Annotated in this window: 25 protein-coding genes; 20 read left to right on the top strand and 5 right to left on the bottom strand. The window is 62.7% G+C overall.

From position 1 onward, the window contains the following. Positions 1-118: 118 nt before the first annotated feature. From trpA to IFT60_RS06745, 10 genes are all read left to right on the top strand, one after another. Positions 119-916: a tryptophan synthase subunit alpha gene (trpA, locus tag IFT60_RS06790; RefSeq protein WP_192050885.1), complete on the top strand. Its 798-nt coding sequence runs from the start codon at positions 119-121 to the stop codon at positions 914-916. Between the two features lie 298 nt (positions 917-1,214). Continuing rightward, on the top strand, positions 1,215-2,087 hold the full coding sequence (gene accD / locus IFT60_RS06785; protein ID WP_192050883.1) for an acetyl-CoA carboxylase, carboxyltransferase subunit beta: 873 nt from the start codon (positions 1,215-1,217) through the stop codon (positions 2,085-2,087). A gap of 80 nt (positions 2,088-2,167) precedes the next feature. Continuing rightward, positions 2,168-3,466, top strand: coding sequence for a bifunctional tetrahydrofolate synthase/dihydrofolate synthase (gene folC, locus IFT60_RS06780; protein ID WP_192050880.1), 1,299 nt, complete (start codon positions 2,168-2,170; stop codon positions 3,464-3,466). 11 nt (positions 3,467-3,477) lie between these two features. Then, the gene (locus IFT60_RS06775; RefSeq protein ID WP_192050878.1) at positions 3,478-4,497 is read left to right on the top strand and encodes an SPOR domain-containing protein; all 1,020 of its coding nucleotides are present in this window, start codon (positions 3,478-3,480) and stop codon (positions 4,495-4,497) included. Between the two features lie 13 nt (positions 4,498-4,510). After that, positions 4,511-4,999, top strand: coding sequence for a CvpA family protein (locus IFT60_RS06770; protein WP_192050875.1), 489 nt, complete (start codon positions 4,511-4,513; stop codon positions 4,997-4,999). A gap of 64 nt (positions 5,000-5,063) precedes the next feature. Next, on the top strand, positions 5,064-6,590 hold the full coding sequence (purF, locus tag IFT60_RS06765) for an amidophosphoribosyltransferase (protein WP_192050873.1): 1,527 nt from the start codon (positions 5,064-5,066) through the stop codon (positions 6,588-6,590). Positions 6,591-6,602: 12 nt separating this feature from the next. Further along, complete coding sequence (locus tag IFT60_RS06760; protein WP_192050871.1) at positions 6,603-7,844, top strand: cystathionine gamma-synthase family protein; 1,242 nt, start codon at positions 6,603-6,605, stop codon at positions 7,842-7,844. Positions 7,845-7,940: 96 nt separating this feature from the next. Continuing rightward, on the top strand, positions 7,941-8,759 hold the full coding sequence (locus IFT60_RS06755; RefSeq protein WP_192050869.1) for a tetratricopeptide repeat protein: 819 nt from the start codon (positions 7,941-7,943) through the stop codon (positions 8,757-8,759). 118 nt (positions 8,760-8,877) lie between these two features. Next, a complete protein-coding gene (locus IFT60_RS06750) occupies positions 8,878-9,654 on the top strand; it encodes a tetratricopeptide repeat protein (RefSeq protein WP_192050866.1) in 777 nt (258 codons plus the stop codon). A 119-nt stretch (positions 9,655-9,773) separates the two neighbouring features. Beyond that, positions 9,774-10,523, top strand: a complete 750-nt coding sequence (locus IFT60_RS06745) for a tetratricopeptide repeat protein (RefSeq protein WP_192050864.1) — start codon at positions 9,774-9,776, stop codon at positions 10,521-10,523. A 99-nt stretch (positions 10,524-10,622) separates the two neighbouring features. Here the strand turns inward: IFT60_RS06745 and lexA are convergent, their stop codons facing one another. Continuing rightward, entirely contained in the window at positions 10,623-11,270 is a 648-nt protein-coding gene (gene lexA, locus IFT60_RS06740) for a transcriptional repressor LexA (protein ID WP_192050861.1), read from the bottom strand. A gap of 253 nt (positions 11,271-11,523) precedes the next feature. Between lexA and rpsF the strand changes: the two genes are divergently transcribed. The 7 genes from rpsF to IFT60_RS06705 all read left to right on the top strand — a co-directional run bounded on the left by rpsF (position 11,524) and on the right by IFT60_RS06705 (position 16,332). Then, positions 11,524-11,919 (top strand): 30S ribosomal protein S6, encoded by a 396-nt coding sequence (gene rpsF, locus IFT60_RS06735; protein ID WP_192050859.1) that lies wholly within the window; start codon positions 11,524-11,526, stop codon positions 11,917-11,919. Between the two features lie 48 nt (positions 11,920-11,967). Next, on the top strand, positions 11,968-12,261 hold the full coding sequence (gene priB, locus IFT60_RS06730; RefSeq protein ID WP_192051130.1) for a primosomal replication protein N: 294 nt from the start codon (positions 11,968-11,970) through the stop codon (positions 12,259-12,261). Positions 12,262-12,298: 37 nt separating this feature from the next. Next, positions 12,299-12,589 (top strand): 30S ribosomal protein S18, encoded by a 291-nt coding sequence (rpsR, locus tag IFT60_RS06725; RefSeq protein ID WP_056332995.1) that lies wholly within the window; start codon positions 12,299-12,301, stop codon positions 12,587-12,589. 36 nt (positions 12,590-12,625) lie between these two features. Continuing rightward, the gene (rplI, locus tag IFT60_RS06720) at positions 12,626-13,078 is read left to right on the top strand and encodes a 50S ribosomal protein L9 (RefSeq protein WP_192050856.1); all 453 of its coding nucleotides are present in this window, start codon (positions 12,626-12,628) and stop codon (positions 13,076-13,078) included. A 128-nt stretch (positions 13,079-13,206) separates the two neighbouring features. Beyond that, positions 13,207-14,592, top strand: a complete 1,386-nt coding sequence (locus tag IFT60_RS06715) for a replicative DNA helicase (protein ID WP_192050854.1) — start codon at positions 13,207-13,209, stop codon at positions 14,590-14,592. 78 nt (positions 14,593-14,670) lie between these two features. Beyond that, entirely contained in the window at positions 14,671-15,297 is a 627-nt protein-coding gene (locus IFT60_RS06710; RefSeq protein WP_192050851.1) for a DUF47 domain-containing protein, read from the top strand. Between the two features lie 24 nt (positions 15,298-15,321). Beyond that, a complete protein-coding gene (locus IFT60_RS06705; RefSeq protein WP_192050848.1) occupies positions 15,322-16,332 on the top strand; it encodes an inorganic phosphate transporter in 1,011 nt (336 codons plus the stop codon). 296 nt (positions 16,333-16,628) lie between these two features. On the opposite strand, the gene IFT60_RS06700 is transcribed toward IFT60_RS06705, so the two are convergent. The 3 genes from IFT60_RS06700 to IFT60_RS06690 form a co-directional block, all read right to left on the bottom strand. Continuing rightward, on the bottom strand, positions 16,629-18,407 hold the full coding sequence (locus tag IFT60_RS06700; RefSeq protein ID WP_192050847.1) for a PhoH family protein: 1,779 nt from the start codon (positions 18,405-18,407) through the stop codon (positions 16,629-16,631). Between the two features lie 223 nt (positions 18,408-18,630). Next, entirely contained in the window at positions 18,631-19,101 is a 471-nt protein-coding gene (locus tag IFT60_RS06695) for a peroxiredoxin (RefSeq protein WP_374000803.1), read from the bottom strand. A gap of 167 nt (positions 19,102-19,268) precedes the next feature. Next, entirely contained in the window at positions 19,269-19,655 is a 387-nt protein-coding gene (locus IFT60_RS06690) for an Mth938-like domain-containing protein (protein ID WP_192050842.1), read from the bottom strand. A 170-nt stretch (positions 19,656-19,825) separates the two neighbouring features. Between IFT60_RS06690 and IFT60_RS06685 the strand changes: the two genes are divergently transcribed. Further along, a complete protein-coding gene (locus IFT60_RS06685) occupies positions 19,826-21,052 on the top strand; it encodes a pyridoxal phosphate-dependent aminotransferase (protein ID WP_192050840.1) in 1,227 nt (408 codons plus the stop codon). A 30-nt stretch (positions 21,053-21,082) separates the two neighbouring features. Then, entirely contained in the window at positions 21,083-22,402 is a 1,320-nt protein-coding gene (locus IFT60_RS06680) for a homoserine dehydrogenase (protein WP_192050838.1), read from the top strand. 15 nt (positions 22,403-22,417) lie between these two features. Here the strand turns inward: IFT60_RS06680 and IFT60_RS06675 are convergent, their stop codons facing one another. Next, positions 22,418-22,618, bottom strand: coding sequence for a hypothetical protein (locus IFT60_RS06675; RefSeq protein WP_192050836.1), 201 nt, complete (start codon positions 22,616-22,618; stop codon positions 22,418-22,420). Between the two features lie 264 nt (positions 22,619-22,882). Between IFT60_RS06675 and IFT60_RS06670 the strand changes: the two genes are divergently transcribed. After that, on the top strand, positions 22,883-24,769 hold the full coding sequence (locus IFT60_RS06670) for an MFS transporter (protein WP_192050833.1): 1,887 nt from the start codon (positions 22,883-22,885) through the stop codon (positions 24,767-24,769). Positions 24,770-24,814 lie beyond the last annotated feature (45 nt).

Here is a 24,814-nt window from a genome sequence, read left to right as displayed (position 1 = left end):
CCTTCGCTCATCCGTAACATTCATCGGAGCGACGTAAGGTGGGCAGCTATGCCGCCCACGCGTTCAACGGACCCATGCACACCCGAACTCCACCGACCCCAGAACAGAGAACAACACCATGTCCCGAATCGAACAAACCTTCGCCGCCCTGCGCGCGCAAAACAAAACCGGCCTCGTCACCTTCATCACCGCCGGCGACCCCGGTCCCGAGATGACCGTCCCGCTGATGCACGCGCTGGTCGCGGGCGGCGCCGACGTCCTCGAGCTGGGCGTTCCCTTTTCCGATCCGATGGCCGAAGGCCCGGTCATCCAGCGCGCCTGCGAGCGCGCCTTGAAATTCGGCATCGGCCTGAACGATGTCTTCGCCTACGTACGCGAGTTCCGCCAGACCAATCCTGACACCCCGGTGGTCCTGATGGGCTACGCCAACCCGATCGAACGCATCGGCCCCGACAACTTCATCGCCCGCGCGAAAGAAGCCGGCGCCGACGGCGCCATCGTGGTCGACTATCCGCCGGAAGAGTGCGAAGCCTTTGCCGACGCCATGCGCGCCAATGGCCTCGACCTGATCTTCCTGCTGGCCCCGACTTCCACGCAGGAACGCATCCGCCAGGTGGCGCGCTACGGCAGTGGTTTTTCCTATTACGTTTCGCTCAAGGGCGTGACCGGCGCCGGCAGCATCGATACCGAGGACGTCGCGCGGCGCGTGGCCGCGATCCGCGAGCACGTCAGCCTGCCGATCGGCGTCGGTTTCGGCATCCGCGATGCCCAGACGGCCAAGGCGGTGGCCTCGGTGGCGGACGCGGTCGTCATCGGCAGCCGCATCATCCAGGAACTGGAAAATACGCCGAAGGAGGGCGGTCCCGAGGCCGTGCGCGCCTTCTGCGCCAACATCCGCGCGGCGCTCGATTCGTAGGGTGGGCACTCTGTGCCCACGCAGAATGGTGCGCCGTGTTGGCCGCATTCGAAGGTCAACACGGTGTGAATGTTCGCGTGGGCACGGGCGCCCACCCAACGCACGGTGTGCGTACAATATCCACCGGGATTCGTGCTCCATCCGCACGCTACATGGGTGTATAACTGAATTGCAGCTCCACGGATGGCCTCGCGATGGAGCTCAGGAACAATTGATTGCCAGACAAGCAAGCGGTGACAAGCCCGGCGCTAGCGACTACACTACGCCCCATTCCAGAAACGCCGCACAGGAGAAGAACATGAGTTGGTTGGAAAAACTGCTGCCCCCACGAATCCAGCGCTCCGATGCCGCCAACCGCAAGACCATGCCCGAGGGCCTGTGGGTCAAGTGCCCGTCGTGCGAAGCGGTGCTCTACCGCGCCGATCTCGAGTCGAACCTGCACGTCTGCCCGAAGTGCGACCACCACATGCGCATCCGCGCCCGTGCCCGCCTCGACGCGCTGCTCGACGAAGGCGGCCGCTATGAAATCGGCCAGGAAGCGCTGCCGGTCGACACTCTGAAATTCAAGGACAGCAAGAAGTATCCGGACCGCCTGAAAGCGGCGATGGAAGCGACCGGCGAGACCGATGCGCTGATCGTGCAGGGTGGTTCGATCATGAGCCTGCCGGTCGTGGTGGCCTGCTTCGAATTCGAATTCATGGGCGGCTCGATGGGTTCCGTCGTCGGCGAGCGTTTCGCGCGCGGCGCCCAGATCGCACTCGAACAGAAAGTGCCGTTCATCTGCATTACCGCCACCGGCGGCGCGCGCATGCAGGAAGGCTTGCTGTCGCTGCTGCAGATGGCGAAAACCACCGCCATGCTGACCAAGCTGTCGGAGAAGAAGCTGCCGTTCATCAGCGTGCTGACCGACCCGACCATGGGCGGCGTCTCCGCTTCGTTCGCCTTCATGGGCGACGTCGTGATCGCCGAGCCAAAGGCGCTGATCGGCTTTGCCGGCCCGCGCGTGATCGAAAACACCGTGCGCGAAAAGCTGCCGGAAGGTTTCCAGCGCGCCGAGTTCCTGGTGCAAAAGGGCGCCGTCGACATGATCGTCGACCGCCGCAAGATGCGCGAAGAAATCGCGCGCCTGCTGGCGCTGCTGCAGAACCAGCCAGCCGAAGTCATCGCATAAATTGCCGCTACAGTAAGCACTCCGGCCGGCGGCCCGCATCGCGGCCCGCCGGTTTTTCGTTTCAACGCATATTCGATCCCATGTCCACTCTCCCCACCACCTTGCCCGCCTGGCTGGCCCTGCTCGAGTCGCGCCACGCCGAAACCTATATCGATATGGGCCTGGACCGCGTGCGCGCCGTCAAGGAGCGCATGGAACTGGCGTTCACCTGCCCGGTCATCATGGTCGCCGGCACCAACGGCAAGGGCTCGACCTGCGCAATGCTCGAATCGGTGCTGCTGCATGCCGGCTACCGCGTCGGCCTCTACATCAAGCCGCACTTCCTCGACTTTAACGAGCGCGCCCGCATCAACGGCGAGATGGCCAGCGATGAGGTATTGGTGGAGGCCTTCGACTTCGTCGAAGCGCAGCGCGGCGACATTTCGCTGACCTATTTCGAATTCACCACGCTGGCGATCATGCACCTGCTGTCGAAAGCCGGCGTCGACGTGGCCATCCTCGAAGTCGGCCTGGGCGGGCGCCTGGACGCGGTCAACGTGATCGATGCCGACGTCTCGATCGTCACCAGCATCGACATCGACCATTCGGCCTTCCTCGGCGAGACGCGCGAGGAGATCGGTTTCGAAAAGGCCGGCATTTTCCGCGCCGGCAAAGTCGCAATCTGCAGCGATCCGCTGGCGCCGCAATCGCTGATCCAGCATGCGAGCGACATCGGCGCCGACCTGTGGCTGATCGGGCGCGATTTCAATTACCAGGGTGACCAGCAGCAATGGAGCTATGGCGGGCGTACCCAGCGCCGCAATTCGCTGGCCTATCCGGCCCTGCGCGGCGCCAACCAGTTGTTGAACGCCTCGGCCGCGCTGGCCGCGCTCGAAGCGCTGCGCATGCAATTGCCCTGCGGCGCGCAGGAAGTGCGCTCGGGGCTGGCGCTGGTGGAGTTGCCGGGCCGCTTCCAGGTGCTGGCGGGGCGCCCGACCACGGTGCTCGACGTCGCCCACAATCCGCATGCCTCGGCCACGCTGGCCCAGAACCTCGGCAACATGGGCTTTCACCGCTATACCTATGCCGTGTTCGGCATCATGGACGACAAGGACATCGCCGGCGTGATCGCGCCGATGGCCGGCCTGATCGACCACTGGTGCGTGGCCGACTTGCCGTCGCCACGCTCGGCGAAGAGCAGCGCCCTGGCCGAAAAAATCGCCGCCCTGCGCCCCGCGGGCGCGAAAGATGCCGACTTTTCGGTCTCCACCTTTGCCGATCCGGCGGCCGCGTTCGCAAATGCGATGAGCCGTGCCGAGGAGAATGATAGAATTGTGGTCTTTGGCTCGTTCTACACCGTTGCCGGCGTGATGGCCGCCCGAAAAAACTCTCTTCACTGACATACAGACGCATGGGCTTGTTCTCGATTTTCAGCAAAAACAAGCAAGATACCGCCCAGGACAGTGGCCATTTTTCCCGCGACGACGACGAGTTCGGGCGCCAGGCCCGGGCCCGGCGCGCGTCGCATGCCAACCAGGCCAATGAAAGCGGACAGGGCGGTTCGCGCCGCAGCCGCAGCGGTGGCGACCCCATGCTTCCCGAAAAGAAGCGCGCACGGCGCCGCCTGGTCGGCGCGGTCGCGCTGGCGCTGGCCGCCGCGGTCGGCTTGCCGATGCTGCTCGACTCCGAGCCGCGTCCGCTGAACGGCGACATCGCCATCCAGATTCCATCGAAAGAAAAGGCGCCCGCGCTGCCGCTGCCGGCCAGCCCGGTGCCGGCCGCCGAGAGCGTCGACCAGGACGAGGAAATCATCGCGCCGCCGCCGGAAACGCCGGCAACCCGTCCCGCCGCGGCGCCGGTCGCAAAAGCGCCGGTCCAGGACGAACCGCCGCCGCTGGTGTACAGCGAACCCGCAAGCAAGCCGAAGGTCGAACCGAAGCCTGCGCCGAAGGTGGTCGAGCACAAAGCCGAACTGAAGCCCGACTCGAAGCCTGTCGAGCACAAGCCGGAACCGAAACCCGTCGAGCGCAAGGTGGCCGACAAGCCAGTCGAGAAGCCGCCGGTGAAAAAGCCTGAAGAAAAGCCGGTCGCGCCCAAGGCGAAAGACAGCGAAGCGGCCCGTGCCTTGGCGCTGCTCGAAGGCAAGCCTGCGACCAAGCCGGCCGAATCGCATCCACGCGCCGAGGACAAGGCGGAAACCAAAGCCGAAGCGCATCAACGCTTTGTGGTGCAGGTTGCCGCCCTGGCCACCCAGGAAAAGGTCGACGAGCTGCAGGCGCGCCTGCGCGCCGGCGGCATCAGTTCCTTCACAAAAAAGTCCGGCGCCCTGATCAAGGTACAGGTCGGTCCGTTCGGCAGCCGCGAGGAAGCCGACCGCACCAAGGCCAAGCTCGGCAGCATGGGCCTGGGCGGGTTCCTGGTACCTGTTTGATGTTTCGGGTACTGTGACGATATTCGATTACCTGGTGTTGTTCGTGCTGGTGGCCTCGGTTGTGATCAGCACCATGCGTGGTTTAGTAAAAGAAATCCTGTCCCTGGTGGGCTGGGTCGTCGCCTTTGTCGTCGCCAATATGTATGGTGCGCGCCTCGCGCCGCTGTTACCGGATATGATTCCAGGCGACACGGCGCGGCTGATCGCGGCCTTCGTTGCCCTGTTCCTCGGCGTGCGCATCCTGATGGGCCTGTTGTCGCTGGCCATCGGCGCCCTGGTCGATGCCGCCGGCCTGAGCCTGGCGGACCGTGGCCTCGGCGGCCTGTTCGGCCTGGCGCGCGGGATTGTAATCGTGCTGGCCGCCGTCATATTGTGTTCGATGACCGCCATTCCCCAACAAGCATTCTGGAAAGACGCGCTGTTTTCCCCACTGGCCGAGGCCGGAGCGCGCACCGTCAAGCCATTTCTCCCTGCTGCGCTGGCGCAGCACATAAAGATGTGAACCATCCGTTTTGAATTCCCGTTTTACATTTCCTGTAACAGCATTCAGTTCTTAGGAGCGCACCATGTGTGGCATCGTCGGCGTCGTCTCGCAAACCCCCGTCAATCAGTTGTTGTATGACGCATTGCTGCTGCTGCAGCACCGCGGCCAGGACGCGGCGGGGATTGCAACCAATCACAGCAGCATGTTCGCGATGTACAAGGCCAACGGCCTCGTGCGCGACGTGTTCCGCACCCGTAACATGCGTTCGCTCCATGGCAATACCGGTATCGGCCACTGCCGCTATCCGACCGCCGGTTCATCGAGCGAGGAAGAAGCGCAGCCGTTCTACGTGAACGCCCCGTTCGGCATCACGCTCGCGCACAACGGCAACCTGACCAACCAGGCCGAGCTGAAAGAGGCGCTGTTCCGCAACGACCGCCGCCACATCAACACCAATTCCGACTCGGAAGTGCTGTTGAATGTCCTGGCGCACGAGATCCAGGAAGCGGCCAACGGCTATTCGCTCGACGCCGAAGCCGTCTTCAAGGCGGTCGCTGTCGTGCACCGCCGCGTGCGCGGCGCCTATGCCGTCGTGGCGCAAATTGCCGGCCACGGCATGCTGGCCTTCCGCGACCCGTACGGCATCCGTCCGCTGTGCCTGGGCATGAACGAGGGCGAGAACGGCGTCGAATACATGGTCGCCAGCGAATCGGTGGCGCTCGAGGGCATCGGTTTCCGCTTCCTGCGCGACATTGCGCCGGGCGAAGCCGTGTTCATCGGCGAGGATGGCAGCTTCCACGAGCGCCAGTGCGCCGAGAACCCGTCGCTCAACCCGTGCGCCTTCGAATACGTCTACCTGGCGCGTCCGGATTCGGTGATCGACGGCGCCTCGGTCTACGCCACGCGCCTGAAAATGGGCGAATACCTGGCCGACAAGATTCGCAAGGAAATCCCGGTCGAGGAAATCGATGTGGTGATGCCGATTCCCGACTCGTCGCGTCCGGCGGCGATCCAGCTGGCACTGAAACTCGGCGTCGAATACCGCGAAGGATTCATCAAGAATCGCTATATCGGCCGTACATTCATCATGCCGGGGCAGGGCATGCGCAAGAAATCGGTGCGCCAGAAACTCAACGCCATCGGCTCCGAATTCAAGGGCAAGAATGTGCTGCTGGTCGACGATTCGATCGTGCGCGGCACCACCAGCCGCGAGATCGTGCAGATGGCGCGCGAAGCGGGCGCGCGTAAAGTGTTCTTCGCCTCGGCGGCGCCGCCGGTGCTGTTCCCGAACGTCTACGGCATCGACATGCCGACCCGCGACGAGCTGATCGCCTATGGGCGCACGGTGGAAGAGGTGTGCGCCGAGATCACGGCCGACCGCCTGGTCTACCAGGACATCGATGCCCTGAAACGCTCGATCTCGGACGTGAATCCGGCCTTGTCGAATTTCGAGGCGTCGTGCTTCGATGGCGTGTACGTCACCGGTGACGTGACGCCCGCTTACCTCGACAACCTGGAGCGCGCACGCCATAACGGCGGCAAGGGCGTGTCCCAGGAAGACGTGGTGCGCACCCAGCTCAATCTCAATCCCGCGGTTCCCGCCGAATAAGGACTGGCACGCATGAGCGACAAGAAAAGCTACGGTTTTACCACCACCATCCTGCACAACGACCGCCGCAAGGCGATCGAGCAGGGTTCGCTGCACAAGCCGGTCCATACCTCGGTCGCGTTCGGCTACAACGATGCACGCCAGCTGGCCTCGGTGTTCCAGGGCAAGGAGCCGGGTTTCCGCTATGGCCGCCAGGGCAACCCGACGGTGGCGGCGCTGGAAGACAAGATCACGCGGATGGAAGACGGCGTCGCGTCCTTGTGTTTCGGCACCGGCATGGCCGCCATCGGCGCGCTGTTCCAGGCATTGCTCAAGGAAGGCGACCATATCGTCTCCTCGAGCTTCCTGTTCGGGAACACCAACAGCCTGTGGCAGACGGTGGCGGGGCAGGGCGTCGAGGTCGATTTCGTCGATGCCACCGATGCCGGCAATGTCGAGGCGGTGCTGAAGGAAAACACGCGCCTGGTGTTCGTCGAGACGATCGCCAATCCGCGCACGCAAGTGGCCGACCTGGCGCGCATCGGTGAGCTGTGCCGCGCGCGCGGCATCCTGTATGTGGTCGACAACACCATGACCACGCCGTATCTGTTCCGTCCGAAAGCGGTCGGCGCCGGACTGGTCGTCAATTCGTTGACGAAATCGATCGCCGGCCACGGCATCGCCCTCGGCGGCGCGCTGACCGATACCGGCCTGTACGACTGGAGCGCTTTCCCGAACATCGCGGCGAACTTCCGCAAGCAGCCGCCCGCCGCCCAGGGCATGGCGCAATTGCGTGCGAAAGCCCTGCGCGACTTCGGCGCCGCCCTGGGGCCGGAAGCGGCGCACCACATCGCGGTCGGCGCCGAAACCCTGGCGTTGCGCATGGAACGCACCTGCGCCAACGCGCTGGCGCTGGCACGGATGCTCGAAAGCGATGAGCGTGTCTCGGCAGTCCACTATCCGGGCCTGGCGTCCCATCCGCAGCATGGCTTGACGAGCGAGCTGTTCCGCTCGGCCGGCTCGCTGCTCAGTTTCGAACTGCGCGCCGATATCGATCCCTTCGATTACCTGAACCGGCTGCAGCTGGCGATCCCCGCCAGTAACCTGGGCGATACGCGCACGCTGGTGATTCCGGTGGCGCACACGATCTTCTTCGAGATGGGCGCCGAGCGCCGCGCCAGCATGGGCATTGCCGAGTCGCTGATCCGGGTTTCGGTGGGGATCGAGGATACGGATGATCTGCTGGAGGATTTCCGCGCGGCCTTGGGTATGTAAGCCTCGAAACCGGGCCTAATGTTTCGCATGTAACAAGTGTTGCATGATGCATAGCGGCGCTCTACTATCAAATTCCAAACATTCATTGGAGGTGGTATGCGCCGGATCCTGCTTTCCCTGCTGCTCGTCAGTTCTGCCGCAATGGCGGACGACATGACGGATGCGTATAAATACCTGATGGCGAACGAGTTCGGCAAGGCCTTGCCGCTGTACACCCGCCTTGCCAACGCCGGCAACGCCGAAGCCCAGTTCCGCCTGGGCGAAATGGCGTGGTATGGCGATGGCGCTCCGCAAGACCTGCAAGCCGCCCAGCGCTGGTTCGAGAAGTCGGCCGCTGGTGGCAACACGGACGCCAGGGAAGCCCTTGCCGCCCTCGAGCGCCGCAAGACACGCGGCGGCGAGATCGCCTACTGGACCGGCAAATACGACGGCGCCGACCTGCAAGCCGGCCAGTTCGAATGCACATCCCCTACCATTCCCCCTGTGTCGAAGAGCAACGCGGACATCGACGCCACCCGTACGGCGATCGCGGGCTGGCGCGCCTGCTATAACGGCTTCGTCGCCAACCTGAATGCGACGGCGCCGGTCGCCAAGCGCATTCCGGCCGACGTGCTCGACATGATGACACCGCGGGAAATCGACAGCGCGCGCACGCACATCGAGTCGGTGTATCGCACGGTGCTGACCAGCTCGGAGCGCGAAGCGGACCAGGTGAAGCAGCAGCAGCTCGCATGGGAATCGGCCACCAGCCGCTTCGCCAGGGAAGAAAACCAACGTGTGGAACGCGTGCAGCGCGAAGAGACGCGCCGCATTGTCGACAGTCGCAAGGGCTGGCAGGATAACGCGGCAATGCAGCGTCCGGGTCCGGCACCGTCGGCGCCGACGCTGCCGGCACCGTCTGGCGGCGGCCGCTGAGATCATGGCCGGTATTCCCGGGCGCCGCCTCGGGAATGCCGGCCAAGTTAATGCACTGCACATTGCACTAATGGAATGATCCTCCTATGATGGTTCAATAACACCATGGGAGACTGCGATGCGCCGCTTGTTGCTTTGCCTGATGTTCGTGAGCCTCGGCGCCAGTGCCGACGACTTGTCCGAAGCAAACCGCTTGTTGGCAGCCAGGGAATATGGCAAGGCCTTGCCGCTGTATGCCACGGCGGCCAAGGCCGGTAATGCGGAAGCCCAGTTCCGGCTCGGCGAAATGTACTGGTACGGCGACGGTACCGCCCAGGACCTGCAGGCGGCGAACGAATGGATGGCGAAAGCGGCCGCCGCCGGCAACCAGGACGCCAGGGAATCGCTGCCGATCCTCGAGCGCCGCAAAACGCGCGGCGCCGACATCGACTACTGGATGAGCGCGTATCGCGGCGAAGAACTGCGGTCAGGAAAATTTGCCTGTCCAGCGCCGGCGTTTCCCGCTGTCTCCAAAACCAATGCGGAAATCGCCGCCACCGAGGCCAGGTTCACGTCATGGCAGGCCTGCTATAACGGCTTTGTCGAGAATTTCAGCAACGCCATGCCGGTAGGGAAAGTGATCCCCCAAGAGGTGCTCGACATGATGAGCCCGGCCGAGTTCGAACGCGTGCAGGCGCACATCGACCCCTTGTACCGCCAGATCATGAGCGATGCGCAGGCGCAGGCGGCCGCGACGCTGGCGCAACGGGATGCGTGGGAAAAGTCGACCAGGAACTTCGTGACCGAAGCAAACCAGCGCCGCAAGCAAGCCGAGATCGAAACCGCACGGGTCACCGAGGACATGCGTTACAGGCTGCCGGGTTCGACCGACAACCGCGCGCTGTCGGGCCGCTGAACCGGCGTGCGGACGGCGCCGGCGCAGCAGGGAACGGGCAGGGCGTAAAGCGGCGTAATGGCAGTTGAGGGAAGGATGAGCTCGCGGTATCATGGGTTTTGACCTTGCCGCCGCCATTCATGAAACGTGTCCTTTTCCTTGCGGGCCTGCTCGCCTGTTCCGCCGTCCACGCCGATGCCTTGTCCGACGCGAACGCCCTGTTCGCCAGCAAGGCTTACCCGCAAGCCCTCGCGGCCTACACCAAACTGGCGAACGCGGGCAATGTCGAAGCCCAGCAGCACCTCGGCGAAATGTACTTCTATGGCGAAGCCGGCGCTGTGGACGAGGCCAAGGCGGAAACCTGGTTCCGCAAGGCGGCGGCAAAAGGCAATGCGGTAGCGCTTGCCTCGATCGAGCTCATCAAGCAGCGCGGCACGCGCCGTGCGGAAATCCTGCACTGGGTCGAGCAATACCAGGGCGAAGACCTGAAAACCGGCAAGTTCAATTGCACCGTGCCGCGTATTCCAGCGGTCTCCAAGCAAAGCGAGGACATCGAGCGCGTCTCGGCCAGCATCGCCAAATGGCAAAATTGCTTCAACGATTATGTGACCAACCTGAAGGCCGCCGCGCCGCTGGTCAAGCGTATTCCCGCCGATATCGTCAAGCTGATGAACCAGGCTGAAACGATGCGCGCCAGCGAGCGCCTGGCTGGGGTAGAGGAAAACCTGAGCGAGGAGGCGCGCGTCGGTTCGAAACTGGTGCTGGCCGACGTGGCCGCATGGCGCAGCGCCACCACGGCCTATGTCAAGGAGCGCAACGCCATCGTCGAGAGCGGTCCTTCGGAAGAGCGCGCGCGCGATATCGAGGCGCGCAAGCGCAACTACAACTGATCCCGGGAACAGCAGACGTAAAAAAAGCCGCTCGCGCGGCTTTTTTTTGCTGGGCTTAGTACCAGCTGCGGTAGTGCCAGGTGTTTGGTGCCAGGTGCCTTAGTGCCAGCTGCGCATCAATCCCACCGCCAGGCCTTCGAGCGCGAACTCGTCGCCCGGCTCGACGCGGATGACCGTGAAGTCCGGGTTTTCCGGCAGCAGTTCGATCGTTTCGCCAGTCTTGCGGTAGCGCTTGACGGTGACGTCGTCGCCGATGCGGGCGACGACGATCTGGCCATTCTTGGCGCTGTCGATCTTTTTGACGGCGAGGAAGTCGCCATCCATGATGCCGGCGTCGCGCATCGACCAGCCCCGCACCTTCAGCAGGAAGTCGGGACGCGCGCCGAACATGGCCGGGTCGACGTTGTAGGTGGCTTCGACGTGTTCCTGCGCCAGGATCGGCGAACCCGCGGCGACGCGGCCGACCAGCGGCAGCGACATCAGCAGGGCGGCCGGGACGTGCGGCACCGGCAGCGGCGCCGGCGTGGTGACCGACGCGCCGATCAGGCGGATGCCGCGCGAGGTGCCGGAGACGATTTCGATCGCGCCTTTGCGCGCCAGGGCTTGCAGGTGTTCTTCGGCTGCATTGGCCGACTTGAAGCCCAACTCCTTCGCGATTTCGGCGCGGGTCGGCGGGAAGCCGGTATTGTCGATCGCTTCCTTGATCAGGTTAAGGATCTGTTCTTGCCTTGCGGTGAGCTTGAGCATGGTGTTACGGCATGGTTGTATGAGTAGACTGTATTTTTGTACAGTATTTGGGCGAATGCAAGGGGAATTCCGATTATTTGTCGCTAATCGCGCGATTCCCGCCCAGCAAGTGTCGCAAGCGGGCGACGGCTCGCCGAATATCGCCGGCGATTGCGTCAATGCCGCAGTCGCGCTATAATTGCCGGCTTTCCCTTCCCACACTCGTCTTGACGCCGAGGTGGGCATTTGTTTAAACGTCCTCAAGGAGTGTTGCATGCGTCATTATGAAATCGTTTTTATCGTCCACCCGGACCAAAGCGAGCAAGTCCCGGCGATGATCGAGCGTTACAAGGCCAGCGTCACCGCACGCGGCGGTAACATCCATCGCGTCGAAGACTGGGGCCGTCGCCAGATGGCTTACTCGATCCAGAAGCTGCCGAAGGCACACTACATCTGCATGAACATCGAGTGCGACAACGAGACCCTGGTCGAGCTGGAAACCGCATTCAAGTTCAATGATGCCGTGCTGCGTCACCTGACCGTGAAGATGAAGAAAGCTGAAACCGCACCATCGCCAATGATGAAGTCGGTCCAGCGCGAAGACGCAGCCAAGAGCCACCGCTCGGAAGCCCCAGCGGCTGCCGCAGCTCCAGCCCCAGCTGCTGCCTAATTTTTTTGCCAGGAAGCGTGAACGGGCCGCGTGCCCCGCGTTGAAGAAGTGAACCAGTTACAAGTCGTCGCCACCATCGCTGAACGCGACGTACTGCGCTACACCCCCGCCGGCGTGCCGGTCGTCTCGGCAATCCTGATGCACAGTTCGCAGCAGGTAGAGGCAGGGGTCGAGCGGCTGGTCGAGTTCGAAATTGCCGCGTTCGCCGCGGGTGAGATTTCGGGCCGCTTCGCCAGCGCGGAACTGGGTGCCGCCCACCAGTTCACGGGATTCCTGGCCAAAAAGAATCGCAACAGTAAAGCCCTGGTGTTTCACATCATTGATTTCAGTGCTGCCGCTTAATTAATTAGCGGCCACCATTTAGATACAGGAGCCTCAAATGGCATTCGGTAAAAAGTTCGACAAAAACAAGGCCAAAGAAAAACTCAAGCGCAAACAGCAGAACCCGCTGTTCAAGCGTAAGAAATTCTGCCGCTTCACCGCTGCAAACGTGGAACAGGTCGATTACAAAGACGTCGACACCCTGAAGGACTTCGTCCAGGAAAACGGCAAGATCATGCCAGCACGTCTGACCGGCACCAAGGCGCACTACCAGCGTCAGGTCGATACCGCGATCAAGCGCGCACGCTACCTCGCGCTGCTGCCGTACACCGACCTGCACAACGCTTAATCGCGTCGTACAGTTCAGAACATCCTGGAGAAAAATATGCAAGTTATCCTTTTGGAAAAAGTTGTTAACGTCGGCAACCTGGGCGACGTGGTCAAGGTCAAGGACGGTTACGCACGTAACTTCCTGATCCCGCAAAAGATGGCCCGCCGCGCTACCGAATCGGCCAAGGCCGAGTTCGAAGCCAAGCGCGCCGAACTGGAAAAAGCGGCAGCCGAAAAGCTGTCGGCTTCGCAAGCCCAGGGCGACAAGCTGAGCGGCATGACCATCACCATCGCCCAGAAAGCCGGCGTTGACGGTCGCCTGTTCGGTTCGGTCACCAACTTCGATATCGCCGAAGCGCTGACCAAGCAAGGCTTCGCAGTCGAAAAAGCACAGGTTCGCCTGCCGACCGGTCCGCTGAAGACCACCGGCGAGCACCCGGTTGCCGTCGCACTGCACACCGACGTAGTCGTGGAAATCACGATCGCCGTCGTCGGCGAAGCTGCTTAATTAGCAGCCGAGCACACGCGCAACGCATTGTTGCGTAAAAGAAAAGCCGGGTTCGCCCGGCTTTTTTTTATGCGTGGAAACTAACCAATTATTTCAGCCGTGTGACGGGAGGGGTTATAATGCCCGCCATGAATACCCCCGCAGATCCGCAAATCGAATCGCTGCGCATTCCCCCGCATTCCATCGAAGCAGAACAGTCCGTCATCGGCGGCCTCCTGCGCGATAATGCGGCCTGGGACCGCATTGCCGACTTCATGCACGCGGACGATTTTTATCGCTACGACCACCGCATCATCTTCGAACAGATGGTGCGCCTGATTAACAGCGGCAAGCCGGCCGACGTGATTACCGTCTACGAGGCCATGGTCTCGCTCGGCAAAGCCGACGACGTGGGCGGCCTCCAGTACCTGAACGCGATGGCGCAAAACACGCCATCCGCCGCCAATATCCGCCGCTACGCCGAGATCGTGCGCGACCGCGGCATCCTGCGCAAGCTGATTACCGTTGCCGACGAAATTTCGGGCAATGCGTTCAATCCACAAGGCAAGGAAGTCAAGCAGATGCTTGACGAAGCCGAATCCAAGATCTTCGCCATTGCCGAATCCGGCGCGCGCGGACAGCAGGGCTGGAATCCGATCCAGCCGCTGCTCACGCAGGTGGTCGAGCGTATCGACGAACTGTATTCGCGCGAGAACCAGGGCGAAATTACCGGCGTGCCGACCGGCTTCATCGACCTCGACCGCATGACCTCGGGCCTGCAGCCGGGCGACCTGGTGATCGTCGCCGGCCGTCCGTCGATGGGCAAGACTGCATTCTCGGTGAACATCGGCGAGAACGTCGCCATCGAAGCCGGCCTGCCGGTCGCCGTGTTCTCGATGGAGATGGGCGGCGCCCAGCTGGCCATGCGTATGCTCGGTTCGGTCGGCCAGCTCGACCAGCACCGCCTGCGTACCGGCCGCCTGAACGACGAGGATTGGCCGCGCCTGACGCACGCCATCCAGAAGATGAACGATGCCCAGCTCTACATCGACGAGACGCCGGCATTGAATCCGATCGAGATGCGCGCACGCGCGCGCCGCCTGGCGCGACAGTGTGGCAAGCTCGGCCTCATTATTGTCGACTACCTGCAGCTGATGCAGGGTAGCCAGCCGGGCGACAACCGGGCGTCCGAGATTTCCGAGATATCGCGTTCGCTCAAGGGCCTGGCGAAAGAATTGCATTGCCCGGTGATCGCGCTGTCCCAGCTGAACCGCTCGCTGGAACAGCGTCCGAACAAGCGTCCCGTGATGTCCGACTTGCGCGAATCCGGCGCAATCGAGCAGGATGCGGACGTGATCATCTTCCTGTATCGCGACGAGGTCTACAACCCCGACTCGCCCGATAAAGGTACCGCCGAAATCATCATCGGCAAGCAGCGTAACGGTCCGATCGGCGCGATTCGCCTGACCTGGATCGGCCAGTACACCAAGTTTGGCAACTACAGCGGTAACCTCGCCGTTTATCAAGGCGATTAAGCCGCTATTGCGCCGTCGCCGGGACCGTCTGGTCCCGGCCCCTCGCAGTCCCAAGAGTTTTATCACGGAGAATCTTTAATGTTTGGACGCCTGATGCCCACCGAGGGCAAGTTTTTTGATTTGTTCAACCAGCACGCCGCGCTGTGCGTAAAGGGTGCGCAAGAAATGGTTGGCCTGATGACCAACTTCGACGACCTGGAAACCCGCACGCACGCCGTCGAAAGCATCGAAAAGCAGGCGGACAAGGTCACCTACGCCACGGTCGACCTGCTGCACAAGACCTTCATCACCCCGATCGACCGCGACGACATCCACAAGCTGATCACCCGCATGGATGACATCCTCGACATGATGGAAGATGCGGCCCAGACCATCTCCCTGTACGACCTGCACGCCGTCACCCCGGAAGCCAAGCGCCTGGCCGAGCTGTGCCTGTCCTGCTGCGAACGCGTGCAAGCCGCCGTCGGCCTGCTGCACGACATGGGCAACGCCCAGAAGATCGTCGCCATCTGCGAAGAAATCGACCGCCTCGAATCCGATGCCGACCACGTGATGCGCGCCGCCATGAGCAAACTGTTCCGCGACGAGCCGGACGTGCGCAACCTGATCAAGATGAAAGCGATCTACGAGATCCTCGAGACCGTCACCGATCGCTGCGAAGATGTCGCCAACATCATCGAAGGCATCATCGTCGAGAACGCGTAACGCCCGCGCAGAACAAGAATAATCATGGAACATTTAACTATCAGCATTTATGTGCTGGGTCTGCTGGTGCTGCTCGCACTGGTCTTCGACTTCATGAACGGCTTCCACGACTCGGCGAACGCGATCGCGACCGTCGTCTCGACCGGGGTGCTGAAACCGCAGTCGGCCGTTGCCATGGCCGCATTCTTCAACTTCCTGGCGATCTTCGTGGTCAGCATGAAGGTGGCGCAAACGATCGGCAAGGGCACGATCGACCCGCACGTGGTGGACCATTACGTGATCTTCGGGGCCCTGGTCGGGGCCATCGTCTGGAACATCATCACCTGGTACTACGGCATTCCGTCCTCGTCCTCGCACGCGCTGATCGGCGGCCTGGTCGGCGCCGCGGTGGCGAAATCTGGCACCGGCGCGCTGGTTGCCGCGGGTCTCTGGAAGACCGTCATCTTCATCGTCGTCGCGCCCATGCTCGGCTTCGTGCTCGGGTCCATCATGATGCTGCTGGTGTCCTGGATTTTCGTACGATCCACGCCGCGCAAGGTCGACGTCTGGTTCCGCCGCCTGCAGCTGGCCTCGGCGGCCGGCTATTCGCTCGGCCACGGCGGTAACGACGCGCAAAAGACGATGGGCATCATCTGGATGTTGCTGATCGCTTCCGGCCACGTCAGCCCGACCGATACCCTGCCACCGGCCTGGGTCATCATTTCCTGCTATGCGGCGATCAGCTTCGGTACGCTCTTCGGCGGCTGGCGCATCGTGAAAACCATGGGCCAGAAGATCACCAAGCTGAAACCGGTCGGCGGCTTCTGTGCCGAAACCGGCGGCGCGATGACCTTGCTGATGGCGAGCTTCTGGGGCATCCCGGTCTCGACCACCCACACCATCACCGGCGCCATCGTCGGCGTGGGCGCCTCGCAAAAGGCCTCGGCCGTGCGCTGGGGCGTGGCGGGCAGCATCGTCTGGGCGTGGATCTTCACCATCCCGGCATCGGCCTTCATGGCGGCGGTGGCGTGGTGGATCGGCAAGCACATCATGTAATCGCGTTCGTGCGAACGTAAAAACGCCCGGCCTTGTGCCGGGCGTTTTTGTTTTTGCCTGCGCAGCCGTGGCGTACCGTAGGGTGGGCACTTGTGCCCACGCGGTGCGGCGTATGGTCGATGGGTGCTCATGCAAATGATTGGATCGCTTGCTGCCCCGGTGATGATGGGGTGCGGTTATATCAACTTGTGATCCGCGTGGGCACAAGTGCCCACCCTACGGTCCGCTGCTGCCGTGGGGATAAAAAAAACCTGCGGGCCTCGCGGCGCGCAGGTTTTTGCTTGAAACGAAACCGCTTACAACACGTCGCTCGCGTGATCCGCCAGGCGCGAACGCTCGCCGCGCGCCAGCGTCACGTGCCCGCTGTGGCCCCAACCCTTGAAGCGATCCACCACATAGGTCAGGCCGCTCGAACCCTCGGTGAGGTAAGGCGTGTCGATCTGCGCGATGTTACCCAGGCACAGGATCTTGGTGCCGGGACCGGCGCGCGTGACCAGGGTCTTCATCTGCTTCGGCGTCAGGTTCTGCGCCTCGTCGATGATCAGAAACTTGTTCACGAAGGTGCGGCCGCGCATGAAGTTGAGCGACTTGATCTTGATGCGCGAACGGATCAGGTCCTGCGTCGCCGCGCGGCCCCAGTCGCCGGCGTCGGAATCGGTCTTGTTCAGCACTTCGAGGTTGTCGTCGAAGGCGCCCATCCACGGCGACATCTTTTCTTCCTCGGTACCCGGCAGGAAGCCGATGTCCTCGCCCACCGGCACCGTCACGCGGGTGACGATGATCTCGTTGTAGAGCTTGGTTTCGAGCACTTGCGCCAGGCCTGCGGCCAGTGCCAGCAGGGTTTTACCGGTACCGGCCTGGCCCAGCAGGGTGACGAAATCGCACTCCGGGTCCATCAGCAGGTTCAGGGCGAAGTTCTGTTCGCGGTTGCGCGCGGTGATGCCCCAGACGCTGTTCTTGGTGTGGCTGTAGTCGCGCAGCACGCGCAGCACGGCTGTCTTGCCGTTGATTTCCTTGACTTGCGCATACAGCGGCGCTTCGCCGGCGGATGGCTCGAGAAAGACGAACTGGTTGGTCAGCAGGCTCGGAATGAACGGGCCGTTCACGCGGTAGAACATCGCGTTGTTGCCGTTCTTGTTTTCCTGCCACGATTCCATGTTCTTGCTGTGCTTGTCCCAGAAATCGTCCGGCAGCTGGACGATGCCGGAGTACAGCAGGTCGGTGTCTTCCAGTACGTGGTCGTTGAAATAGTCTTCCGCAGGCAAACCCAGCGCACGCGCCTTGATGCGCATGTTGATGTCTTTCGACACCAGCACGATGGCACGCTCGGGCTGCTCGGCGGCCAGCGCTTTCACCACGCCCAGGATCTGGTTGTCGGCCTTGCCGACCGGCAAGCCTTCGGGCAGCAGGGGACCGCTTTGCAGCTTCGTCTGGAAGAACAGGCGGCCCTTGGCATCCTTGTTGCCGAGCTTGGCCAGTTCGATGCCCGACTCGATGCCGTCGTCGTCGATGTCGGCGATCAGGGCGTCGAGGGTGCGCGAAACCTGGCGTGCATTGCGCGCGACTTCCGACATGCCTTTTTTATGATCGTCGAGTTCCTCAAGCGTCATCATCGGCAGGTAGACGTCGTGTTCCTCGAAGCGGAACAGGCTCGTCGGGTCATGCATCAGCACGTTGGTATCGAGCACGAACACCTTGGTCTTGCCGGAGCGGTCGGCCTTGCGGCTGGTGGAGGACTTGACGTTGACCTCGACCGGCTTGTGCTTGGCCGGATGCGGTTCGTCCTGGTCGGTTTCCTTGAGCTTGGCGACGGTGCCGGTCTCGGCATGCGCCGGCCAGGTCGCGGTTTCGCCTTTTGGTGCTGGCACGGCGGCCAGCGGCGCGGCCTTGTTCTTGCGCGCACGGCTCGATTTGGAAGCGGGTACGGCTTTACCGCTGATCAGGTCTTCGACGGGATCGGCTTCAGTCGGCGCTGCGGCAACGGCGCGCACGGGAGACTTGCCGGGTTCGGCTTTGGGGTATTCGTTCACCGGCAGCAATGTGGCCGGCTTGGTTGGCATTTTTGGTAGTGGCATCAGGTTCTCAATCTAATAAAGTGGAGGACGCTCGCGCCAGCGCGTTGAAAGCACTGGCGGGCGGAGTAGATGCAACCGGGGTAAAGCAGACTAGCGAAAGGCGCGGGCCAGGGCCGCAAGGGCGGCGTGGCAGGCAGCCAGGTTGGAGTGATGCTGATCTAAAAACGGGTTGACTCAAAATAACGGGGTTTGTCCAGTAAAGTTGTCGGACTGGAGCCGTGTTTTACGGCTGGCTCTTCACAAATGCGAGCACTTCATCGACGTGATCGGCGACCTTCACGCCACGCCATTCTTTCACCAATCGGCCGTGAGCGTCAACGACAAACGTACTGCGCTCGACCCCCCGTACCTGCTTGCCATACATCATTTTGTTCTTCATGACGCCGAACTGGTTGCACATCTGTTCTTCGGGGTCGGAGATCAGTTCGAAGGGCAGGCCGAGCTTGGATTTGAAGCCTTCGTGCGAGCGCAGCGAATCGCGGCTGATGCCATACACTTCGGCGCCGGCGGCCACGAACTCGTCGTGCTTGTCGCGGAAGGCCATGCTCTCGGTGGTGCAGCCGGGTGTATTGTCCTTGGGGTAGAAATACAGCACCGTATATTTGGCCGGACGTCCGGTGAACTGGAAGGTCTGGTCGCCGGTCATTGCGGCGGAAAAATTCTCTACGGTTGCTGCGCTGGGGCTGTCGGCCACGGGGTTCTCCTGGACTGGTGGGGCAGGATCGGCCTCGTGCCATCCTGCATAGCGCTCATGATAATCAAGCATTGGCGTCGATGCCAGTCTGGCATGCCGAACTGTCAAGCGCCAACCCGATATGCGGGCGCAACCCGGCCATTCAATAGCGCGGTGCGCAGCGCGTATCAGGCTGCCGCGGCGGCGTCGATGATCAGCGCCAGCGTCACCTTGCGGCCTTCGCCCATCAGCACGTTGTAGGTGCGGCAGGCGGCCTGGCTATCCATCGATTCGACGCCGATGTGGTGCGCGGACAGGGACTGGATCAGGCGCGGATGCACGAAGCGCTGGCGCTCGCCGGTGCCGAGGATGACGACGTCGGGTGCATCGGCGGCGATCTGCTCGAAGTGCGCAGCCTGCAAGTCCTCGAAGCGGGTCACGTCCCACGGGCGCGGCGGGGTTTCCGGCATCACCAGCAGGCTGTGGTTGAAACGCTCGGCATTGATTTCCACGCCCGAGGCATCGTAGCCGGTGACGGTCTGGTACTGCTGGGTACTGTCGGAATGAAGTTTCATGGCATTGCTGGATGAGGGCGAATGGGTTGCCATTGTAACCTTTCTGTCACTTTTGCCCCGCATGCGCGCGGGGCGGGGCGAAGGTTGCTTAAATCGGAAGCTTTCGGCAGAATGGTATTTTTCGCACTGCAACATGCGGGCGACAGTAGCTGACAAAAAGGGTGATAAATTTGCGACCGATTCTCAAATCGAACAAGCTCGACGATGTCTGCTACGAGATCCGCGGCCCGGCCCTGGCCCAGGCGCGCCAGATGGAAGACGACGGCCACAAGATCATCAAGCTCAATATCGGCAACCTGGCCGTCTTCGGTTTCGATCCGCCCGACGAAATCATGCAGGACATGATCCGCAACATGCACGGCGCGGCCGGCTATACGGATTCGAAGGGCCTGTTTGCGCCGCGCAAGGCGGTGATGCATTACACCCAGCAAAAGAAAATCGCCGGCGTCGGTATCGACGACATCTACCTGGGAAATGGCGCCTCCGAACTGATCGTCATGGCCATGCAGGGCTTGCTCAACAACGGCGACGAAGTGCTGGTGCCGGCGCCGGACTACCCACTGTGGACCGCCGCCGTCAGCCTGGCCGGCGGCGCGCCGGTGCACTACATCTGCGATGAACAGGCCGGCTGGATGCCGGACATCGCCGACATGCGCAAGAAGATCACGCCGAACACGCGCGCGATTGTCGTCATCAACCCGAACAACCCGACCGGCGCCCTGTATCCGCGCGAGGTCCTGCTCGAGATCGTGGAGCTGGCGCGCCAGCACAGCCTGATCGTCTATGCCGACGAAATCTACGACAAGGTGCTGTACGACGGCGCCCAGCACGATTCGATCGCTTCTCTGGCCGACGACGTGCTGTTCGTGACCCTGAACGGCCTGTCGAAGAACTACCGCTCCTGCGGCTACCGCGCCGGCTGGATGGTGGTCTCGGGCGAGAAGCGCCACGCGAAGGATTACATCGACGGCCTCAACATGCTGGCCTCGATGCGCCTGTGCGCCAACGCCCCCGGCCAGTTCGCGATCCAGACCGCGCTCGGCGGCTACCAGAGCATCGACGATCTGGTCGGCCCCGGCGGGCGCCTGCTCAAGCAGCGCGACCTGGCCCACAAGTTATTGACCGATATTCCGGGCGTTACCTGCGTCAAGCCAAAAGCGGCGCTGTACATGTTCCCGCGCCTGGACCCGGCGATGTACCCGATCGCCGACGACCAGCAATTCATCTGCGAACTGCTGGGCGAGGAAAAGGTGTTGCTGGTGCAGGGCACCGGCTTCAACTGGCACTCGCCCGACCATTTCCGGCTGGTGTTCCTGCCCAATTCCGACGACCTGACGGATGCCTGTGCGCGCATCGCACGCTTCCTCGACGGTTACCGACGACGCCACGCGCGCTGATTATCTGCGCCAAACCATCAAGAACAGACCATGAAACCCATCAAAGTTGGCCTCCTCGGCATCGGCACCGTCGGTGCCGGCACTTTTAATGTGCTGCAACGCAACCAGGAAGATATCCGCCGCCGCGCCGGCCGCGGCATCGAGATCACCATGGTTGCCGCCCGCAACACCGAGCGTGCCGCGCGCCTGACCGGCGGAAACTGCCAGATCGTCGACGATCCATTCCAGGTCGTCGACAGCCCGGACGTCGACATCGTCGTCGAACTGATCGGCGGCTACGAATTGCCGCGCGAACTCGTGCTGCGCGCCATCGCCAACGGCAAGCACGTGGTCACCGCCAACAAGGCTTTACTGGCCCTGCACGGCAACGAACTCTTCGCCGCCGCCCAGGAAAAGGGCGTGATGGTCGCCTTCGAAGCGGCCGTCGCCGGCGGCGTGCCGATCATCAAGGCGCTGCGCGAAGGCCTGACGGCGAACCGCATCGAATCGGTGGCCGGTATCATCAACGGCACCACCAATTTCATCCTGTCCGAAATGCGCGACAAGGGCCTCGATTTCGACGTCGTCCTGAAGCAGGCCCAGGAACTCGGCTATGCCGAAGCGGACCCGACCTTCGATATCGAAGGCGTCGACGCGGCCCATAAGCTGACGATCATGTCGGCGATCGCCTTCGGCATCCCGGTGCAGTTCGACAAGGCCCACGTCGAGGGCATCAGCGCGCTGCAGGCGCTCGACATCCGCTACGCCGAACAGCTCGGCTACCGCATCAAGCTGCTCGGCATCACGCGCCGCGCCACGGTCGACGGCGTCGAGGGCATCGAACTGCGCGTGCACCCGACCCTGATCCCTGCCGCACGCCTGATCGCCAACGTCGAAGGCGCCATGAACGCGGTGCTGGTCGAAGCCGACGCGGTCGGTTCCACTCTTTACTATGGCAAGGGCGCGGGTGCGGAGCCGACCGCATCAAGCGTGATCGCCGACCTGGTCGACGTGACACGCCTGGCCACCGTCGACCCGTACTGCCGCGTGCCGCACCTGGCCTTCCAGCCGAACGAGATGACCGACGTGGCGATCCTGCCGATGGCCGACATCACGACCAGCTACTTCCTGCGCGTGCGGGTGAGCGACCAGCTCGGCGTGATGGCCGACCTGACGCGGGTGCTGGCCGACGCCGCCATCTCGATCGACGCGGTACTGCAGAAAGAAACCCGTGGCGACGAGCACACCGACATCATCATGATCACCCATGAAACGCGCGAAAAGCAGGTCGACGCGGCGATTGCCCGCATCGAAGCGCTCGCTTCGGTGGTGGGGAAAGTGATCCGGATCAGGCTGGAGACACTCAGCTGAGGATCAGCTGAGGATCTACATCCTGTGCCCGCCCGCACCGGGCGGGCGACTACACTCGACCAGGAATTCGAGGGCAAACTCGTCGACGGTGGGGGCGGGCATGCCGTCCTCGTCGTCGAGCGAAGCGGTGGTGAGGTCGAGCAGCGCGTGCTCGATATCGTCGCAGGGCGCGTCAGGCGCGCCGCGCAGGATGGTGGGGAGCTTGTGCGAATTCATCCAAGCATTCTACTCACGCTGCGCTGCACAACAAGCAGTCGACACTTCACCTTTGCGGTCCATCAACCGGGTTTCCTGCGCTCACTCCAATTGCTTTTACGAACAACATCGAGAAATCGATAAAGGTTCGTTTCCTGCTACCGTTCGTCTCGCCGCGCGATACTTTGCGCTAGCATCGCACCCTGATGATTTAAAGCAACATAAAGATTGTAGCGCGCTCCTCCCTGTTGTAAATTACGCATCTCTCCACCACGGGCCACGTTCATGAGCCAGTCGAGCCAATTTTCCCTGTTGTCGCAGCGCCGCTTCGCGCCGTTTTTCTGGACCCAGTTCCTCGGCGCCTTCAACGACAACCTGTTCAAGACCGCGCTGCTGGTCGCCCTGACCTACGATGCCCTGTCCTGGACCACGCTCGACCCTGGGTTGTTGAACAACCTGATTCCCGGCCTGTTCATCCTGCCCTACGTGGTGTTTTCCGCCACCGCCGGCCAGATCGCCGACAAGGTCGAGAAGGGCAGGCTGGCGCGCTTTGTGAAACTGCTCGAAGTGGTCATCATGCTGGTGGCCGGCATCGGCTGGCTGACGCATACCCTGTGGCTGTTGATCGCGGCCGTGGTCGGCATGGGCGTGCATTCGACGCTGTTCGGGCCGGTGAAATACGCTTACCTGCCGCAGCATCTGAAATCGGAAGAACTGGTCGGCGGCAATGGCGTGGTCGAAATGGGCACCTTTGTCGGCATCCTGCTGGGCGAAGTGGCGGGCGCCTTGCTGGTCGCCCATAAACCCTTCGGCATCGAACTCGTCGCCGGCGCCAGCCTGCTGATGGCGCTGATCGGCCTGGCCGCCAGCTGGCGCATCCCGGCCTCGCCGCCGCCGGCGCCGGAGCTCAAGATCAACTACAACTTCGTCACCGAATCGGTACGCAACCTGCGCTTCTCGAGCGGCAACCGCACCGTGTTCCTGTCGATGCTGGGCAATTCCTGGTTCTGGTTCTATGGCGCCCTGGTACTGTCGCAATTCCCGGTGTATGCCAAGGATTACCTGCATGGCGACCACAGCGTGTTCGTGCTGCTGCTGACCGTGTTTTCGCTCGGTATCGGCGTCGGCTCGCTGCTGTGCGAAAAGCTGTCCGGCCGCAAGGTCGAGATCGGCCTCGTCCCTTTCGGTTCGATCGGCCTGTCGCTGTTCGGCATCGACCTGTATTTCGCCAGCATGGCCTACACCAACACGGCCACCGTCGACGCCTTTGCCCTGGTGGCCCAGCCGGGCGCGCTGCGCATCCTGGCCGACCTGATCCTGATCGGCATCTTCGGCGGTCTGTTCATCGTGCCGCTGTTCGCGCTGATCCAGACCCGCTGCGACCCGAAGCACGTCTCGCGCACGATCGCCGGCATGAACATCCTGAACGCCCTGTTCATGGTGGCCGCCGCCGGCGTCGCCATCCTGCTGCTGGGGCAGGGCTTCTCGATCCCGGAAATGTTCCTCGTTACCGCCCTGCTGAACGCCGCGGTGGCGGTCTACATCTTCTCGCTGGTGCCGGAATTCCTGATGCGCTTCCTGGCCTGGCTGCTGATCCACACCATCCACCGCGTCAACACGGTCGACGTCGAGCGCATTCCCGACGAAGGGCCGGCGGTGCTGGTCTGTAACCACGTCAGCTACGTCGACGCGATCGTCATCGGCGCCGCCAGCCCGCGCCCGATCCGCTTCGTGATGGACCACCGCATCTTCAAGACGCCGTTCCTGGGCTGGATCTTCCGCACCGCGAAAGCGATTCCGATCGCCCCTGCCAAGGAAGACCCGTTCATGATGGAGCGCGCCTATGTCGACATCGCCGAAGCGCTGCACCAGGGCGACCTGGTCTGCATCTTCCCGGAAGGCAAACTGACGACGACGGGCGAGATGAACGAATTCCGCGGCGGCGTCGCAAAAATCGTCGAGCGCAGCAAGGTGCCGGTGATCCCGATGGCGCTGCGCGGCCTGTGGGGCAGCGTGTTTACGCGCGATCCGGGCAACCTGTTCGAGCGTTCGTTCTCGCGCGGCTGGCGCTCGAAGCTGGCGCTGGCGGTGGGCATGCCGGTCAAGCCGCAGGAAGCGACGCCGGAGTACCTGCACGAGCAGGTGAGGGTGCTGCGCGGGGACTGGAAGTAGGCTGTGCGCGTTGGCGGCCCCCGATTGGTTCCTTCCGCCGGCGCC

Source organism: Massilia sp. CFBP 13721 (genome assembly GCF_014842025.1).
In the GTDB taxonomy this organism is placed as follows: domain Bacteria; phylum Pseudomonadota; class Gammaproteobacteria; order Burkholderiales; family Burkholderiaceae_D; genus Telluria.
The sequence above is the reverse complement of the archived record's forward strand: the minus strand, read 5'-3'. Positions and strand labels throughout refer to the sequence as shown.

Excerpts from the sequence above, each read along its gene's own strand:
- trpA (WP_192050885.1), top strand. The coding sequence starts at position 119 with ATGTCCCGAATCGAACAAACCTTCGCCGCCCTGCGCGCGCAAAACAAA.
- accD (WP_192050883.1), top strand. The coding sequence starts at position 1,215 with ATGAGTTGGTTGGAAAAACTGCTGCCCCCACGAATCCAGCGCTCCGAT.
- folC (WP_192050880.1), top strand. The coding sequence starts at position 2,168 with ATGTCCACTCTCCCCACCACCTTGCCCGCCTGGCTGGCCCTGCTCGAG.
- IFT60_RS06775 (WP_192050878.1), top strand. The coding sequence starts at position 3,478 with ATGGGCTTGTTCTCGATTTTCAGCAAAAACAAGCAAGATACCGCCCAG.
- purF (WP_192050873.1), top strand. The coding sequence starts at position 5,064 with ATGTGTGGCATCGTCGGCGTCGTCTCGCAAACCCCCGTCAATCAGTTG.
- IFT60_RS06760 (WP_192050871.1), top strand. The coding sequence starts at position 6,603 with ATGAGCGACAAGAAAAGCTACGGTTTTACCACCACCATCCTGCACAAC.
- IFT60_RS06755 (WP_192050869.1), top strand. The coding sequence starts at position 7,941 with ATGCGCCGGATCCTGCTTTCCCTGCTGCTCGTCAGTTCTGCCGCAATG.
- IFT60_RS06750 (WP_192050866.1), top strand. The coding sequence starts at position 8,878 with ATGCGCCGCTTGTTGCTTTGCCTGATGTTCGTGAGCCTCGGCGCCAGT.
- IFT60_RS06745 (WP_192050864.1), top strand. The coding sequence starts at position 9,774 with ATGAAACGTGTCCTTTTCCTTGCGGGCCTGCTCGCCTGTTCCGCCGTC.
- lexA (WP_192050861.1), bottom strand. The coding sequence starts at position 11,270 with ATGCTCAAGCTCACCGCAAGGCAAGAACAGATCCTTAACCTGATCAAG.
- rpsF (WP_192050859.1), top strand. The coding sequence starts at position 11,524 with ATGCGTCATTATGAAATCGTTTTTATCGTCCACCCGGACCAAAGCGAG.
- rpsR (WP_056332995.1), top strand. The coding sequence starts at position 12,299 with ATGGCATTCGGTAAAAAGTTCGACAAAAACAAGGCCAAAGAAAAACTC.
- rplI (WP_192050856.1), top strand. The coding sequence starts at position 12,626 with ATGCAAGTTATCCTTTTGGAAAAAGTTGTTAACGTCGGCAACCTGGGC.
- IFT60_RS06715 (WP_192050854.1), top strand. The coding sequence starts at position 13,207 with ATGAATACCCCCGCAGATCCGCAAATCGAATCGCTGCGCATTCCCCCG.
- IFT60_RS06710 (WP_192050851.1), top strand. The coding sequence starts at position 14,671 with ATGTTTGGACGCCTGATGCCCACCGAGGGCAAGTTTTTTGATTTGTTC.
- IFT60_RS06705 (WP_192050848.1), top strand. The coding sequence starts at position 15,322 with ATGGAACATTTAACTATCAGCATTTATGTGCTGGGTCTGCTGGTGCTG.
- IFT60_RS06700 (WP_192050847.1), bottom strand. The coding sequence starts at position 18,407 with ATGCCACTACCAAAAATGCCAACCAAGCCGGCCACATTGCTGCCGGTG.
- IFT60_RS06690 (WP_192050842.1), bottom strand. The coding sequence starts at position 19,655 with ATGAAACTTCATTCCGACAGTACCCAGCAGTACCAGACCGTCACCGGC.
- IFT60_RS06680 (WP_192050838.1), top strand. The coding sequence starts at position 21,083 with ATGAAACCCATCAAAGTTGGCCTCCTCGGCATCGGCACCGTCGGTGCC.
- IFT60_RS06675 (WP_192050836.1), bottom strand. The coding sequence starts at position 22,618 with ATGAATTCGCACAAGCTCCCCACCATCCTGCGCGGCGCGCCTGACGCG.
- IFT60_RS06670 (WP_192050833.1), top strand. The coding sequence starts at position 22,883 with ATGAGCCAGTCGAGCCAATTTTCCCTGTTGTCGCAGCGCCGCTTCGCG.